This is a genomic window from Pseudomonas fluorescens (assembly GCF_041354075.1).
GTDB classification, from domain to species: domain Bacteria; phylum Pseudomonadota; class Gammaproteobacteria; order Pseudomonadales; family Pseudomonadaceae; genus Aquipseudomonas; species Aquipseudomonas fluorescens_CE.
This window is the reverse complement of record NZ_JARZGC010000007.1, coordinates 65028-80501: the sequence shown is the minus strand read 5'-3', so window position 1 is coordinate 80501 and position 15474 is coordinate 65028. Positions and strand designations below refer to the sequence as shown.

The window sequence follows — 15474 nt, the reverse complement described above, 5'->3', positions numbered from 1 at the left end:
GGAATGAACGCACCTGTCGTGATCGTGGGCACTGGCCTGGCGGGCTATAACCTGGCCCGCGAGTTTCGCAAGCTCGATGGCGAAACCCCGCTGCTGATGATCACCGCCGACGACGGGCGTTCCTACTCCAAGCCGATGCTGTCCACCGGCTTCGGCAAAAACAAGGACGCCGACGGCCTGGCCATGGCCGAACCGGGGGCCATGGCCCAGCAGTTGAACGCCGAAGTGCGCACCCACACCCGCATCAGCGGCATCGACCCCGGCCACAAGCGCCTGTGGATCGGCGAAGAAGCGGTGAGCTACCGCGACCTGATCCTGGCCTGGGGCGCCGAAACCGTGCGCGTGCCCATCGAAGGCGATGCGGCGCACGCCGTGTTCCCGATCAACGACCTCGAAGACTACGCACGCTTCCGCGCCTTTGCCGCCGGCAAGCGTCGGGTGTTGCTGCTGGGTGTCGGCCTGATCGGCTGTGAATTCGCCAACGACCTGATCCTCGGCGGGTATGAAGTGCAACTGGTGGCGCCGTGCGAGCAGGTCATGCCGATGCTGCTGCACCCGGCTGCCGCCGCAGCGGTGCAGGCCGGGCTGGAAAGCCTGGGGGCGCGCTTCCACCTCGGGCCGGTGCTCAACCGCTTGCAGCGCGTGGCGGATGGCCTGGAAGCGCACCTGTCGGACGGTCAGGTCATCGCCTGTGACGTTGTGGTCTCGGCCATCGGCCTGCGCCCGCGCATCGACCTGGCCGCCGCCGCCGGGCTGCAAGTCAATCGCGGCGTGGTGGTCGACCGCCACCTGAAAACCTCCCACGCCAACATCTACGCCTTGGGCGACTGCGCCGAAGTCGACGGGCTGAACCTGTTGTACGTGATGCCCCTCATGAGCTGTGCGAGAGCGCTGGCCCAGACCCTCGCCGGCAACCCGACGGCGGTGAGCTACGGCGCGATGCCGATCACCGTCAAAACGCCGGTCTGCCCGTTGGTGGTTTCACCGCCGCCACGGGGTTCTGAAGGCGTCTGGACGGTCGAAGGGCAGGGGGGAGACGTCAAGGTGCTGTGCCGCGATGCGGCCGGCAAATTGCTCGGTTACGCCCTGACTGGCAGCGCCGTAATGGAGAAACTGGCGCTGAACAAAGAACTTCCACCGCTACTGGCGTAAATAGCGGGCGTTCTGTCGTAATCACCCCTCTTTTGTCGAGACAAACGTCGCGCGCAGGCTGGCGCGGCTTCTCGGCGCGTGCCATCCTCACTCCCGTCTGCCGCAGAGTAGAGCACCTGCGGCGCTTTGGGCGCTGTTCCAACGAGAGCAGCACGGACATAACAACAAAAAACCGTCAAAGGGGCTTCACTTATGCGCAAACCAGAACTCGCCGCCGCCATCGCGGAGAAAGCAGATCTCACCAAAGAACAGGCCAACCGCGTACTCAACGCCGTTCTCGAAGAAATCACCGGCGCCCTGCACCGCAAGGACAGCGTGACGCTGGTCGGCTTCGGTACCTTCCTGCAACGCCACCGTGGCGCCCGCACCGGCAAAAACCCGCAAACCGGCGAGCCGGTCAAAATCAAGGCCAGCAACACCGTCGCCTTCAAGCCAGGCAAATCGTTGAAAGACAGCGTCAATCCGTAATCAGTATTCCCGGCCCGCACAGCGGGAAGCGAATGAAGAATGGGCACACCCTTCCCGGGTTGAGTGCCCATTTTTGTGTTTGGTATTCGGTGCTGCCGGACCCAGCGGGAACGAGCCTGCTCGCGATAAACGTAAGAACACGACGGGTTATCAGAGCGCACTCAAATCTGCCGGGTGCGCGCTACCACCGCCCTTACTCCTATTTTTCTAGTGGGGCCTTACCACCATCGCCCATAGACTTAGCACGGTCATGCCGAGCAGCAGCCCTAACAGGCTCCATTCAAGAACGACAAGTTTTCGCTTGAGCGTTGGGGGAAAGTGAGCGAAATCTTCAGGATTCAGCATGCCGTGCTTAATGTAAAAATTGGGGAACGTTAATACGCTGGCTATTGACCAAACCAATCGGACCTTGCCCGCAATTCCAGATTGAGGGTGCGCACTGATTGTGCCGTTTTTTATGCCTTTATTAGGCGATGTAACGTAGTCGCAAATGTTGCTTATCAGCTTCAGCCGGCCAGGCAGTCCATCCTCCAACAAACCGCTGTGTGACGTAATTTCTGGGTTGTTTTTCAGATGTTCCAGAATCACATCGATTTTGGTGTAAGCCATGTGAAGAGCAGTGGCGAACCAGATGGTCAAAGATAAAAAAGAAGGCCGCTGAGAAAACCGAATACCATTTCGAATTTACTCATTTGTCGCCTCGTATGGTTTCGCCCAACCATTCGCCAACTCCGGTACCGTGGACTAATGCCCCCGGTGCTACCACGGCTGCGGCGCACGTCAATGCATAAACGCACCGGCGGTTTCGATGCTCGTACCGACTCATCGTTGAGTCGGTTTAACGCACAGTACTGGAGCGGAGGTGCATTTCAAGTCAGGCAGGTAAAACCAGACGATTCCTACATGTTTTTAGAAGGTGGGAAAGTTAACTGTGTTGGTTTTCCCCGCAGTGGTGTGCTGAGCACTGAAGCAGAACCCCGATGATGAATATCCCATCGGGGTTCTTCATCACTTCATCGTTTAGGATGCTTTGCCTTCCTGCTTGGCGAAAATGGCCGCCATGTCCGGCTCATCCAGATGATCCAGTGCACGCTCGATCAACAAGTACACGCCGTCGGCCATACGACTGATCGTCAGGGCAACCGAGCGGCTGGAGTCATCCACGTCATCGGCGAGCCTGGCAGCGATGGTGCTGATGCCCAGCATGTCTTCCGAGGCGTTGGCCAGCAGGGTTTCGGTGTTGAAGTCGTCGCTGACCGTGAAGAGTGTCCTCTTGCGGTTTCTGGCTTCGGCCTGGCTGGGCGGGAAGTGGTGGTCAAGGGCGCGTTGGGCTGCTTCGTTAAGCGTCCTTGAGTCGGGGCTTTCGTAGGGAGAAACATCTTCGTTTTCTGGAGGATTCGGTGTTGGTTTGATCATGGTGTAGCTCCTGGAGTTAAGAGACTGACACCGTTTCGCTTGCGCTTCGAAAGGGTGGCAGCTGTGCGTTGGTGTGCAAGACCGATCCAGGAATCGGCAGACCCGAAGGTCTCCGACGCACAGCTGCCATAACGATCCGCGAGCATAGGAAAACGCTCAACGAATAGCCATCAACAATTGCGTCCCTGGGGCCGGACTTGCACGTCCGTGTCACCGTTTTTTGCGCTGACGGAGACAGGCTATCGATGAAGGCCAAGACTGCCTAGTTCATGGGTGGCGCCGCGTCTTGAAGGAAACTTCCCGTAGATCGGCGGGTATAACCGCCAAGCCAGCGCGGCATCTAAACAGCCGCGTTTAACTTGTGACTTGGTAGTCATCGGCGGCAAAAATACCGCTATCTTCTGCAAAAACTATCAGGCAGTAGCGTTCCGGCGTGAAATCGCTACACTGCGCCAGCCGTTTATTTTCCTTCCGAGGCTGTGCGCATGAAATTTCGTTTACTGCTGTGGGCGCTAGGTTTGTTGATGGCCAAGGCCAGTAGGACCAATCCTGCGTTTCAACAACAATTGGGCGACAAGGCATTGGTGTTCCAACTACAGACCCTGGACGGCAAAGTCGCGCGGCATTTCCGGGTGAAAGATCAGCGCATCACCAGCCATTCGGGCGCGTACGCCGAACCCGCCTTCGCGATTGCCTTCAAGGACGCCGCCTACGGTTTCGCGACGATGCAGGCCAAGAACAAGCAACTGGCTTTCATGACGGGGATTCAGGACAAGTCGATCCAGATCAAGGGCAACCCGGCGCTGGTGATCTGGTTTCAGGGGTTGACCAAGTATTTGAAGCCGCGCAAGGCGAAGGCTGTGGCGAAGGTTTAAAGCGGGGCGGCGTTATCGCCGGCAACCCGTTCTCGCTACCGCTAGGCATGCGTGGAGCGCGAATGCTGTAGGGCGTCAGATATTGCGCGTCACCGTTCAAGATCATCGCGGGCGAGCCCGTCCCCACAGGCGCGAGGTGTGTCCTGTGGGAGCGGGCTTGCCCGCGAGGGTTTTCAGGCCTGGCTGAATTGCGACGCCAGTTCGCGCAACAGCACTTCAGCTTCGAGGACCTTGCTGACGACATCGTTGGCTTTGTCGCGGGTCAGGCCCACGCGTTCCAGCAGGGCGTCGGGGATGTCTTCATCGGGGCCGGAGCCGATGCCGCGGGCGCGCAGCAGGCGCACCGCCAGGCACACCAGGTTCGGGTACTCGGCATAGGCGCCGTCGTAGCTCGGGTCGTGCTGGAAGCGCAGGGCGGTGGAGAGTTCGTCCGGCATGTCCCAGTAGCGCATCAGCCATGAGCCGATCTGTTCGCGGCTGATGCCCAGCAGGTGCTGCTCGATGTAGCTGTGGCACAGGTGCGGGTTGACCTCCAGGTGGCGGCAGATCAGCGAGAAGTGCGGCGGGAAGACGTGGGCCAGCAGCAGGTAGCCAAAGTTGTGCAGCAGGCCGGCCAGGTAGGTCAGGCCGGCTTCCGGGCGCTGGGCGCGGGGCATGGCGCGGGTCAGGCCTTCGATGACGGCGGCGGTGTAGATCGACTGCTGCCAGTACGGCGTGGTGTGCTGCGGGTGGTCCTTGGGCAGGCTCAGGGTCTTGCCCAGCGCCAGGCCCAGCGCGAGGTTGATCACCAGGTCGAAACCCAGCACCCGCACAATGGCGTCTTCCACCGAACGGATCTTGCCCGGCGAGGCGTAATACGGCGACGCGGCCCAGCTCACGACCTGCGCGGCCAGGGCCGGGTCGGTTTCAACCACGCCGGTGATGTCGTCGATGGTGGCGTTGGGGTCGACGCGCAGCTTGATGATTTTCTGCGCGGTCTCGGCAAGCGGCGGAATTTCGATGGTGGCTTCCAGGCGTTGCTGGATGCGCCGCGCAGTGAACGCTTGAACGGCCTGGGTGATTTCCTCGCGGTCGTCATCGGGGCGGTCGAGGTTGGGGCGGATGCTGCCCAGGTTTTCGCCGAAGCTCGCGGCGCTGGCCTTGGTCAGCATCGACTTGAAGTCTTCGCGGGTAATCTCGAGCAGCACGCCGGCCTCGCCCGAGTTGATCAGCAGCTTGGGTTCTTGCAGCAGGCTGTCTTCGTACAGGCACGGCGAACTGGTCAGCGCCGGCAGGCCGGGCAACAGGCTCAGGCTGTGTTTGCCGAGCATCTTTTCCAGGCGTTCGGTGGAGACGGCGGTGAGGCGGCGGCCAGTCAGTTCGGTCAGGCGATTGAGGTCGAGCAGTTGGCTCTGGGGAAACAGCACCATGAGCGCACCCACGGCGTCGTCGAGCAGCACGGCCTGGACTTTGCGCGCGCTGTTCAACCCGTGATGGTCGAGAACTTCTTCGTAGGCGATGCCGAGTTTGGCCAGCAGCAGCCGAATCACAGACGGAGCGTGCGGGGTTTCAGGGACGAGGGCAGCGTCGGTCATGGTGTGTATCCGTATTCAAACAGTTGCAGGAGTATAACCAGCTTGTCTAAAAGCATCGTCCACAAACTGCGACGATGCTCACACTTGGCCGTATTGCTGCCCGTGGCGCAGCCAGCGGTCGAGCAGCGGGCTGACGTGGGCGGGCCAGCGTTCAAGCAGGGCTTGCGCGGCGTCGCGAACCGCCGGCAACAAATCGGCGTCGCGCATCAGGTCCGCGACCTTGAATTGAAGCAGACCTGTCTGCCGCGTGCCGAGCATTTCACCCGGGCCGCGCAATTCGAGGTCTTTTTCGGCGATGACGAACCCGTCGTTGGTTTCGCGCATGATGCCCAGGCGCTGCCGGCCGATCTGTGACAGCGGCGGGTGATAGAGCAGCACGCAATGGCTGGCGGCACTGCCGCGACCGACCCGGCCACGCAGCTGGTGCAGTTGCGCCAGGCCCAGGCGCTCGGGGTTTTCGATGATCATCAGGCTGGCGTTCGGGACGTCCACGCCCACTTCAATCACGGTGGTGGCCACCAGCAGTTGCAGGTGACCGGCCTTGAACTCGGCCATGACCGCGGCTTTTTCCACTGGCTTCATGCGCCCGTGGATCAGCCCGACCTTCAGTTCGCCGAGGGCGGCGGTGAGGTCTTCGTAGGTGGTCTCGGCAGCCTGGCAGGTCAGTTCTTCGGACTCTTCGATCAGCGTGCACACCCAATACGCCTGGCGCCCTTCGGCACAGGCGCTGCGCACCCGTTCGATGACTTCGACGCGCCGGGTGTCGGTGACCAGCACGGTGTTGACCGGGGTTCGACCGGGCGGCAGTTCGTCGAGAATCGAGGTGTCGAGGTCGGCGTAGGCACTCATGGCCAGCGTGCGCGGGATCGGCGTGGCGGTCATGATCAACTGGTGCGGGCACATCCGGCCGCCCACGCCTTTCTGGCGCAGCGCCAGGCGCTGCTGCACGCCAAAACGGTGTTGTTCGTCGATGATCACCAGCGCCAGGTTCTTGAACTGCACTTCATCCTGGAACAGCGCATGGGTGCCGACCACCATCGGCGCGCCGCTGGCGATCTGTTCCAGTGCGGCGCTGCGGTTCTTGCCCTTGAGCTTGCCCGCCAGCCACGCGACTTCGATGCCCAGCGGTTCGAGCCAGCGCTTGAAGGTGATGAAGTGCTGTTCGGCGAGGATTTCGGTGGGCGCCATCAGCGCCACCTGGTAACCCGCTTCCAGCGCTTGCAGCGCGGCGAGGGCGGCCACCACGGTTTTACCCGCGCCCACGTCACCCTGGATCAATCGCAGCATCGGTTCGTGCTGGCTGAGGTCGTAGGCGATTTCGTTGCCGACACGCTGCTGCGCGCCGGTGGGCGTGAAGCCCAGGTTGGCCAGGTAGCGGGCCGGCAGCCGGGTGGCTTTGGGCATCGCCGGGGCGCGCAGGGAGCGCAGGCTTTCGCGCAGGCGCTGCTGGGACAGTTGATGGGTCAGCAGTTCTTCGAACGCCAGGCGGTGCTGGGCCCAGTGGTGACCGAGGGCGAGTTCGTCGACATCGGCATCGGCGGGCGGGTTATGCAGGTAGCGGATCGCGTCGGCGAGCGGCGCCAGTTGGTAGTCGCGGGCGAGTTCGAGCGGCAGCCAGTCCGGAAGGCTGGTCGGGCCGAGCATCGTCAGGGTCTGCATGCACAGTTGGCGCAGGCGTTGCTGGGTCAGGCCTTCGGTCAGCGGGTAGACCGGCGTCAGGGTTTCATCCACGGGCGGCGGTTCGTCGCCGGTGATTGCGCGGTATTCCGGGTGGTAGATCTCGAGCCCCGACGCACCGGGCCGCACTTCGCCGTAGCAGCGAATCCGCGTGCCACGCTTGAGGCCTTCCTTCTGTGCATTGCTGAAGTGGTAAAAGCGCAGGCTGAGCCCGCCGGTGCCGTCCTGCATGCGCACCACCAGGCTGCGGCGACGGCCCATGACCACATCGGCGCCGCTGACGGTGCCTTCGACCACGGCGTCCTGGCCGGGTCGCAGGTGGCCGATCGGGACCACGCGGGTGCGATCCTGATAACGCAGGGGCAGGTGAAACAGCACGTCCTGGAGATTCTCCAGGCCGACCTTGGCCAGTTTCTCGGCCATGGCCTCGCCAACGCCCTTGAGTGCCGTCACCGACACTTGCGACAACTCGGTCATGCTCGTGACTTAAGCTGCGACCACCGGCACCGGGGGCTTGGCCACCGAGCACAGGCGTATGGAGTCGGCGAGGATTTCAATCGCCTTGGGCCGTGGGAAGCTGGCGCGCCAGGCGATGGCCACGGTGCGGAAGGGCACGGGCGGGGTCAGTGGGCGCACTTCGATCACGCCGGGGGCGTAATGGTGGCTGTCCACGGCCGACAGCGGCAGGACCGAGATGCCGAGGCCGGAGGCGACCATGTGGCGGATGGTTTCCAGCGAGCTGGATTCCACGGTGGTGTGCTTGGCACCTTCGCTGCCCTTGGTCAGGGTCGGGCAGGCTTCGAGCACCTGGTCGCGGAAGCAGTGGCCTTCACCGAGCAGCAGCAGGCTCTTGTCATTGAGCAGGCCGGCGTCGATGGTCTCTTTCTGCGTCCAGGGGTGCTGGGCCGGCATCAGGACGTAGAAGGGTTCGTCATAGAGTTGCAAGGTCAGCACGTCGGCTTCGTTGAACGGCAGGGCGATGATGATCGCGTCGAGTTCGCCGTTGCGCAGTTTGTCGCGCAGCACGTGGGTGAAGTTTTCTTCGATGTACAACGGCATCTGCGGGGCGACCCGGTGCAGTTGTGGAATCAGGTGGGGAAACAGGTACGGGCCGACGGTGTAGATCGCGCCGACTTTCAGCGGGGCGGTCAGCTGGTTCTTGCCGGCCTGGGCCAGTTCACGGATGCCCTGGGCTTGCTCCAGGACCTTCTGCGCCTGGGCCACGATGCCTTCGCCGACCGGGGTCAGGCGCACGGCGCTCTTGCTGCGCTCGAAAATCAGCACACCGAGTTCGTCTTCAAGCTTTTTCACGCCCACCGACAGGGTCGGCTGGCTGACGTGGCAACGCTCGGCCGCGTGGCCGAAGTGCTGCTCTTGGGCGAGGGTAACGATGTAGCGTAATTCTGTAAGAGTCATAGCAAGCGTCCATGAAGTTGCGGGCCAAGCATACCGGCTGCAATCGATAGACGCACGTTATCAGACTGAGGGTGTCGAGTGACACCTGGTAATGCGAGTTTGCAAACCGTAGATGCGCCAAAGGCACCTTGCGGTGCCTTTGGTGTGTTCCATGGAACCTTGTAGGAGCGAGCATGCTCGCTCCTACAAGGGCCAGTGTTTAGCGCCGGCGTTCCAGCGAGTAAACAAAGGGTGCAACAATTTCGATGGAGCCATTGGTCAGCATGTCGGCCGGTGGCTTGGGCAGCGGCTGCGCACGTCGGATCATTTCCAGGGTCGCCCGGTCCAGATCGGCGTTGCCGGAGCGGCCCACCAGTTCAAATGACAGCACGTTGCCTTCGGCGTCCACGACAAAGCGCAGACGGTTCAAACCTTCCTTGCCCCTTGCCTGAGCACTGGCCGGGTACTTCTTGTACTTGGCCAGGTGAGCGAGCAGGGTGCCTTGCCAGCTGGCCTTGGCCGCGACCTGCGCGGGCGAAGGGCCCGGTGCCGGTTGCGCGGATTTCTCCGTCGGTGCCTGGGTCGGTTGGGTGTCGGCCGGTTTTTCCTCGGAAGGTTTCTCCTTCGGCGGCTCCGGCTTCTTCTCGACAGGCTTGGGCGGCTGTGGCTTGGGCTTGGGCTTGGCCGGTTTCGGCACGGCAATTTCGGCCTTCGGCGCTTCAGCCAGCTTCGGAATCGGCAGTTCTTCCACCGGTGCCGGTGGTTGTGGTGGCGTTATCACCTTGGGCGGTGCTGGCGGCGGTGGGGCCGGAACCGGCGCCAACTCGACCATCATCGCCTGCGGCGGCAGCTCGATCGGTGGGCGCGAGGTCCAGTTCAGCGCCAGCGCAATGGCCAGCGCATGGACACCAAGCACCACGGCCAGGCTACCGCTGTAACGCGTCAGCTTTTGGCGCGTCGTGATCATTTTTTCACTGCCGTCTCGAGGCCGACCAGACCGACCTTCAGGTAACCGGCCGAGCGCAGATTGTCCATCACGCTCATCAGGTCGCCGTAATCCACGCCTTTATCGGCCTGGAAGAAGATCGTCGTGTCTTTCTTGCCCTGGGTTTTTGCGTCCAGCGTGGCGCCCAGTGCTTCGGGCTTCACTTCGTCTTCGCCCAGGTACAGGCGTTGGTCCGCCTTGACGCTGAGGAACACCGGCTTCTCCGGCCGCGGCGCCGGTTTGGCGGTCGAGGCAGGCAGGTCAACCTTGATGTCCACGGTGGCCAACGGCGCGGCCACCATGAAGATGATCAGCAGCACCAGCATGACGTCGATGAACGGTGTGACGTTGATTTCGTGATTCTCGGCCAGATCGTCGTCTGCGCCTTCTTTCAAATGCAGGCCCATGGCCGATTACCCCACTTTCACCATGTGCGGTTGCGAGCTGCGCTCAGGCTGGTGGTCGAGGTCGCGGCTGACCAGCAGCAGCACTTCAGCCGATGCGTCGGACACTTGCGCCTTGTAACCGGCGATGGAGCGGGCGAAGACGTTGTAGATCACCACGGCTGGAATCGCGGCAACCAGACCCAGTGCGGTGGCCAGCAGGGCCTCGGCGATGCCGGGGGCGACCACGGCCAGGTTGGTGGTCTGGGTTTTGGCGATGCCGATGAAGCTGTTCATGATGCCCCACACGGTACCGAACAGACCGACGAACGGCGCGGTGGAACCGATGGTGGCGAGCACCCCGGTGCCGCTGCTCATGTTACGACCGGCGGCTGCCACCAGGCGCTCGAGACGGAAGGCGACACGTTCCTTGATGCCTTCTTTTTCGCGGGCGTTGGTCGACAGGTGCATTTCTTCCAGTGCATCGTGCACCAGCAGGTTGGCCAGGGTGCCTGGCTTGGTCGCGGTGGCACCGGCCTCCTTGAGGGTGGTGGCCTTTTTCAGGTGGACGATTTCAGTGCGCAGTCGACGCTTGGCGCCCATCAGCTCGAAGCCTTTGGCGATCCAGATGGTCCAGGTGATGATCGAGGCGATGGCCAGGCCGATCATCACGATTTTCACGATGATATCGGCGTTCTGGTACATGCCCCATGGCGACAGGTCGTGGGCCATGCCCAGGGTGTTGTCGGCTTCGAGAACTTCAGGCAGGTCTTCGACCGGAACGTCGGCAGCCGGGGCCGCGTCGGTGGCCGCCGGAGCCGGTGCCGCGTGATCGGCAGCGTGTTCGGCTGGAGCGGTGGCGGCGGCTGGCGTGGCGGGTGCCTGGGCATCGGCGAATGCGGCGGTTGGCGCCAGCATCAGGCTGAGCAGCAGGGCGGCCACTGCGCTCCAGGCGCGAGGTCGTTTGGTTGGCGAGGCGGAGAATTGATTGCGTGTCATGCTGGCCGGACCTAAGGGAAAAAAACGGTAGATGTTCTTCCAGGCCTCGAAGGCCGAGAACAAAAGTGGCGGGCATTATTGCAAGTAATTCTTGTTAACAAAAGTAATACAGTATCTTTTTTTCTAACATCGCTAGCCGTCAGTCTGATGCCGGCGCTAGTCTGTGCCTTTGAAATAGGAGTTTTTCAATGTCCGCGCCCTCTGTTTTGATCGCCGGTTGCGGTGATGTCGGCAGCCGTCTGGCCACGCGACTGCTGGATTTCGGCTGGGAGGTTCATGGCTTGCGGCGTAACGTCGCACGCCTGCCCGAAGGCGTGGTGGGGGTGGCCGGCGATTTGTTCAACAAGGAATGTCCGGCGACCTGGCCGATCGGTGCGGTGGACTACTTGGTGTATTGCGCGGCGGCCACCGATCACGATGAAGCGGGCTACCGTGCGGCTTACATCCAGGGCTTGCAGCATGTGCTGGAGTGGCTGAACGACTACGGGCAGGCGCCGAAGCGGCTGGTTTTCGTTTCCAGCAGCAGCGTGTACGGGCAGCAGAACGGCGAATGGGTCGACGAAACCTCGTCGGCGGTGGCGGCCGGGTATTCCGGGCAAGTCATGCTCGAAGCCGAGCAACTGGCACTGAACAGCGGTTTTCCGGCCAGCATCGTGCGCTTGACCGGCATCTACGGCCCGGGTCGGGAATGGTTGCTGACGCAAGTGCGTCGCGGCTACCGGGTGGTGAGCGATCCGCCGCTGTATGGCAACCGCATCCACGTCGATGACGCGGCCGGCCTGATGGCCTTTCTGCTGGAGGCGGACCATCGCGGTGTCGCGCTGGATGACGTCTACATCGGTGTCGACGATGCGCCCGCGCCACTGGCGGATGTGGTGGCCTGGTTGCGCGAGTACCTGGGCGTGACCGAATGGGCGGAGGATGCAAGCGTGCGGCGCACGGGCAGCAAACGCTGCAGCAATGCCCGGGCCAAAGCCCTGGGCTGGACGCCGACGTACCCGAGCTTTCGCGAGGGTTATGCGGCGATTCTTGAAGGGCGCTGCTGACTTCCGGGCACCACAAACAAATATGTGGGAGCGGGCTTGCTCGCGAAAGCGTTGTGTCAGTCGACAATCCTTTAACTGACACACCGCTTTCGCGAGCAAGCCCGCTCCCACATTGGATCTGCGGAGCTGCTACGATCGGGTTACTGCTTCTCCAGCGTCCACTGACGGCTACCCGGCATGAACTGCGGCATTTCGTCGGCCTGTGCGGTGTTCACCGCCTGGAAGATTTCCAGTTCCTTGCCCTTGCGGGTAAAGATCCAGGTGTTGCCCTGGCCGTTGAACTGCAGCCACATGTTGTCATTGCCGCCGCTCATCGATGCGCAATCACCGGCCAGACAGAGCGCATAGCGATCGGTGTTGGGCAGGCCCGTCACCTGGCCATCGTCCTGGAATTGCACGGAATTGCCTTCACCCGGGCCGCTGACGATCTTCCAGTCGCCGCCCATGTAGGCCGAGTACAACGCGCGCTCGAAGCTGGCGCCGATCGGTGCGCCTTCCGGCACCGGGATCAGTGCGCGGTCAAAGACCTGCGCGGCTTCGTTCTCGGTCGCCGCCTGGCTCAGTTGCTTGCCGTCACGTTTCAGTTCGCTGCCGGAACTGCCGTAGAAATCGATTTTCCAGGCGCCTGACTCTTCGCCGAGCAACTTGCCGTCGACGTTCTCGAAACCGTTGGTGTAGCGGGCCTGACCGGCCTTGGTGTTGACGTCCCATTCCAGGTTCGGGCCATAAGCCTGCAGCGCTTCGCGCAGGGGGCCACCTTTGGAGGCAGCATCGATCGCCACCTGGTTGATCCAGGTGCCGCTGATGTCACGGTCGGCAGGGTTGCTGGCACATCCGCCCAGGATCAGGGCGACCAGCGAGAGGGCTAGCGCTTTGCGCATGGTGGAATCCTTTCAAAACGCTTTGATACGGTTCACGGCGGCGCAGCCCCCACGGGCTGCGCCACAGGCATTACTCGATGACCAGGATGGCATCCATTTCAACCTGCGAACCCTTTGGCAGGGCCGCTACGCCGATGGCAGCGCGGGCAGGGTAGGGCTGATCGAAATACTTGCCCATGATCTCGTTGACCTTGGCGAAGTGGCTCAGGTCGGTGAGGAAGATGTTCAGCTTGACGATGTCCTTGAACGAACCGCCAGCGGCTTCAGCCACGGCTTTCAGGTTTTCGAACACCTGAACGGTCTGGGCTTCGAAGCCTTCGACCAGTTCCATGGTTTTCGGGTCCAGCGGGATCTGGCCCGACATGTAGACGGTGTTGCCCGCCTTGATCGCCTGGGAGTAAGTGCCGATGGCGGCCGGGGCCTTGTCGCTGGTGATAACGGTCTTGGTCATTGCGGACTCCTTGTAAGAGGTTGGCTATGCACGCATGCGGGTGATGCGAATCACCCCGGTCAACGCACGCAGTTTCTTGATCACGCGAGCCAGGTGTACGCGATCGTGCACGCTGACCACCAGTTGAACCACGCTGATGCGACCATCGCGTTCGTCCATGCTGATTTTTTCGATGTTGCCGTCGGCCGCGTTGACGCTGCTGGCCAGCAGCGCGATCAGGCCGCGCTGATGTTCGAGCTCGACACGCAGTTCGACATTGAATTCGCCGGTGACATCCTTGGCCCAGGAGAGCTGGATGCATTTTTCCGGGTTGTGGCGGATTTCGCTGATGTTGCGGCAGTTGTCCAGGTGCACGACCATGCCTTTGCCGGCGGACAAATGGCCGACAATCGGGTCGCCCGGAATCGGCGTACAGCACTTGGCGTAGCTGAGCACCAGGCCCTCGGTGCCGCGAATCGCCAGCGGGCCTTCGGGGCTGGGCAGTTGTTCGCCCTCGCCGAGCAAGCGGCGCGCCACGACGTAGGCCATGCGATTGCCCAGGCCGATGTCTTCGAGCAGGTCTTCGATCAGCTCCAGGCGGTACTCGCTGAGCATCGCCTTGATGCGCTCGGCCGAGATCTGGTCCAGGGCGCTGTCGAAACCGTTGAGCACCTTGTTCAGCAGGCGCTCGCCCAGGGCGATGGACTCGGAGCGGCGTTGCAGCTTGAGGGCGTGGCGTATGTGCGTACGCGCCTTGCCGGTGACCACGAAGTTGAGCCAGGCCGGGTTCGGCCGTGCGCCTGGAGCGCTGACGATCTCGACCGTGGAGCCGCTTTGCAGCGGTTCGGACAGCGGCGCGAGACGACGGTTGATCCGGCAGGCGATGCAGCTGTTGCCCACATCGGTGTGCACCGCGTAGGCAAAGTCGACCGCCGTGGAGCCTTTGGGCAGCTCCATGATCCGGCCTTTGGGCGTGAACACGTAGACCTCGTCCGGGAACAGGTCGATCTTCACGCTCTCGATGAATTCCAGCGAGTTGCCGGCACGTTGCTGCATTTCCAGCACGCCCTTGACCCACTGGCGGGCGCGGGCATGGGTGCCTTTGGGCTGCTCGTCGCCACTGGATTTGTACAGCCAGTGGGCGGCAATGCCGTTGTTGGCCATTTCTTCCATTTCACGGGTGCGGATCTGGATTTCGATCGGAACACCGTGCATGCCGAACAGCGTGGTGTGCAGCGACTGATAGCCGTTGGCTTTGGGGATCGCGATGTAATCCTTGAAGCGACCCGGCAAGGGTTTGTACAAATTATGTACAGCGCCCAGCACGCGGTAGCAGGTGTCGACCTTGTCGACGATGATCCGGAACGCGTACACGTCCATGATCTCGTTGAAGGCCCGACGCTTGCCGCGCATTTTCTTGTAGATGCCGTAGAGGTGCTTCTGGCGCCCGCTCACTTCACCCTGGATACCGTCGATGGCCAGGCAGTGGCTGAGGGATTCTTCGATCTTGTTGACGATTTCCTTGCGGTTGCCCCGGGCGCGTTTGACGGCCTGGTTGATCCGCGCGGAACGCATCGGGTGCATGGCTTTGAAGCCCAGGTCTTCGAATTCTATGCGAATGGCGTGCATCCCCAGCCGGTTGGCAATGGGGGCATAGATCTCCAGGGTTTCCTTGGCGATGCGCCGGCGCTTTTCGCCGGACAGCACTTCCAGCGTGCGCATGTTGTGCAGGCGGTCGGCCAGCTTGACCAGGATCACGCGAATGTCGCGTGCCATGGCCATGGCCATCTTCTGGAAGTTTTCAGCTTGCGCTTCGGCCTTGGTCTCGAAGTTCATCTGGGTCAGTTTGCTGACCCCGTCGACCAGTTCGGCCACGGTTTCGCCGAACTGCGCTTGCAGCGCTTCCTTGGCAATGCCGGTGTCTTCGATCACGTCATGCAGCATCGCTGCCATCAGGCTCTGATGGTCCATGTGCATGTCGGCCAGAATGTTCGCCACCGCGAGAGGGTGCGTGACGTACGCCTCGCCACTGCGTCGGCGTTGGCCGTCGTGGGCTTGTTCGGCGTAGAAATACGCTCGGCGGACCAGATTGACCTGGTCCGTGCCGAGGTAGGTCGATAAGCGATCGGCGAGGGCGTCTATGCTGGGCATGATATCTCCTGCCGCAAGCTGTGATCCCGCGCCGTGCTACGT

15 protein-coding genes are annotated in these 15474 nt (G+C 62.1%); 4 read left to right on the top strand and 11 right to left on the bottom strand.

Annotation, left to right across the window (positions count from 1 at the left end; translation table 11 throughout):
• Positions 1-3: 3 nt before the first annotated feature.
• A complete protein-coding gene (locus QIW53_RS11435; RefSeq protein WP_371049739.1) occupies positions 4-1152 on the top strand; it encodes an NAD(P)/FAD-dependent oxidoreductase in 1149 nt (382 codons plus the stop codon).
• 192 nt (positions 1153-1344) lie between these two features.
• Entirely contained in the window at positions 1345-1620 is a 276-nt protein-coding gene (locus QIW53_RS11430) for an HU family DNA-binding protein (protein WP_003213368.1), read from the top strand.
• Between the two features lie 207 nt (positions 1621-1827).
• Here QIW53_RS11430 and QIW53_RS11425 read toward each other — a convergent pair whose 3' ends face one another.
• Complete coding sequence (locus QIW53_RS11425; RefSeq protein WP_371049738.1) at positions 1828-2229, bottom strand: hypothetical protein; 402 nt, start codon at positions 2227-2229, stop codon at positions 1828-1830.
• Between the two features lie 411 nt (positions 2230-2640).
• Entirely contained in the window at positions 2641-3036 is a 396-nt protein-coding gene (locus QIW53_RS11420; protein ID WP_371049737.1) for a DUF6124 family protein, read from the bottom strand.
• Positions 3037-3521: 485 nt separating this feature from the next.
• Here QIW53_RS11420 and QIW53_RS11415 point away from each other — a divergent pair, with 485 nt between their 5' ends.
• The gene (locus QIW53_RS11415; protein ID WP_371049736.1) at positions 3522-3911 is read left to right on the top strand and encodes a helicase; all 390 of its coding nucleotides are present in this window, start codon (positions 3522-3524) and stop codon (positions 3909-3911) included.
• Between the two features lie 173 nt (positions 3912-4084).
• On the opposite strand, the gene QIW53_RS11410 is transcribed toward QIW53_RS11415, so the two are convergent.
• From QIW53_RS11410 to exbB, 6 genes are all read right to left on the bottom strand, one after another.
• Positions 4085-5485: an aminoacyl-tRNA deacylase and HDOD domain-containing protein gene (locus QIW53_RS11410; protein WP_371049735.1), complete on the bottom strand. Its 1401-nt coding sequence runs from the start codon at positions 5483-5485 to the stop codon at positions 4085-4087.
• Between the two features lie 78 nt (positions 5486-5563).
• Complete coding sequence (gene recG, locus QIW53_RS11405; RefSeq protein WP_371049734.1) at positions 5564-7639, bottom strand: ATP-dependent DNA helicase RecG; 2076 nt, start codon at positions 7637-7639, stop codon at positions 5564-5566.
• Between the two features lie 9 nt (positions 7640-7648).
• Complete coding sequence (locus tag QIW53_RS11400) at positions 7649-8578, bottom strand: hydrogen peroxide-inducible genes activator (protein WP_192307131.1); 930 nt, start codon at positions 8576-8578, stop codon at positions 7649-7651.
• A 199-nt stretch (positions 8579-8777) separates the two neighbouring features.
• Complete coding sequence (locus tag QIW53_RS11395; RefSeq protein ID WP_371049733.1) at positions 8778-9524, bottom strand: energy transducer TonB family protein; 747 nt, start codon at positions 9522-9524, stop codon at positions 8778-8780.
• Positions 9521-9949 carry a TonB system transport protein ExbD gene (exbD, locus tag QIW53_RS11390; protein WP_192307129.1) on the bottom strand — a complete coding sequence of 143 codons (429 nt, stop codon included), beginning with the start codon at positions 9947-9949 and terminating at the stop codon, positions 9521-9523. Before exbD ends, QIW53_RS11395 begins: the two co-directional genes overlap by 4 nt.
• Positions 9950-9955: 6 nt before the next feature.
• Positions 9956-10924: a tonB-system energizer ExbB gene (gene exbB, locus QIW53_RS11385; protein WP_371049732.1), complete on the bottom strand. Its 969-nt coding sequence runs from the start codon at positions 10922-10924 to the stop codon at positions 9956-9958.
• 188 nt (positions 10925-11112) lie between these two features.
• Here exbB and QIW53_RS11380 point away from each other — a divergent pair, with 188 nt between their 5' ends.
• Positions 11113-11970: an SDR family oxidoreductase gene (locus QIW53_RS11380; protein WP_371049731.1), complete on the top strand. Its 858-nt coding sequence runs from the start codon at positions 11113-11115 to the stop codon at positions 11968-11970.
• Between the two features lie 140 nt (positions 11971-12110).
• Here QIW53_RS11380 and QIW53_RS11375 read toward each other — a convergent pair whose 3' ends face one another.
• The 3 genes from QIW53_RS11375 to spoT all read right to left on the bottom strand — a co-directional run bounded on the left by QIW53_RS11375 (position 12111) and on the right by spoT (position 15432).
• Complete coding sequence (locus QIW53_RS11375) at positions 12111-12851, bottom strand: hypothetical protein (protein WP_371049730.1); 741 nt, start codon at positions 12849-12851, stop codon at positions 12111-12113.
• 70 nt (positions 12852-12921) lie between these two features.
• Positions 12922-13302, bottom strand: coding sequence for a RidA family protein (locus tag QIW53_RS11370; RefSeq protein ID WP_003229509.1), 381 nt, complete (start codon positions 13300-13302; stop codon positions 12922-12924).
• Between the two features lie 24 nt (positions 13303-13326).
• Positions 13327-15432: a bifunctional GTP diphosphokinase/guanosine-3',5'-bis pyrophosphate 3'-pyrophosphohydrolase gene (gene spoT / locus QIW53_RS11365; RefSeq protein ID WP_371049729.1), complete on the bottom strand. Its 2106-nt coding sequence runs from the start codon at positions 15430-15432 to the stop codon at positions 13327-13329.
• Positions 15433-15474 lie beyond the last annotated feature (42 nt).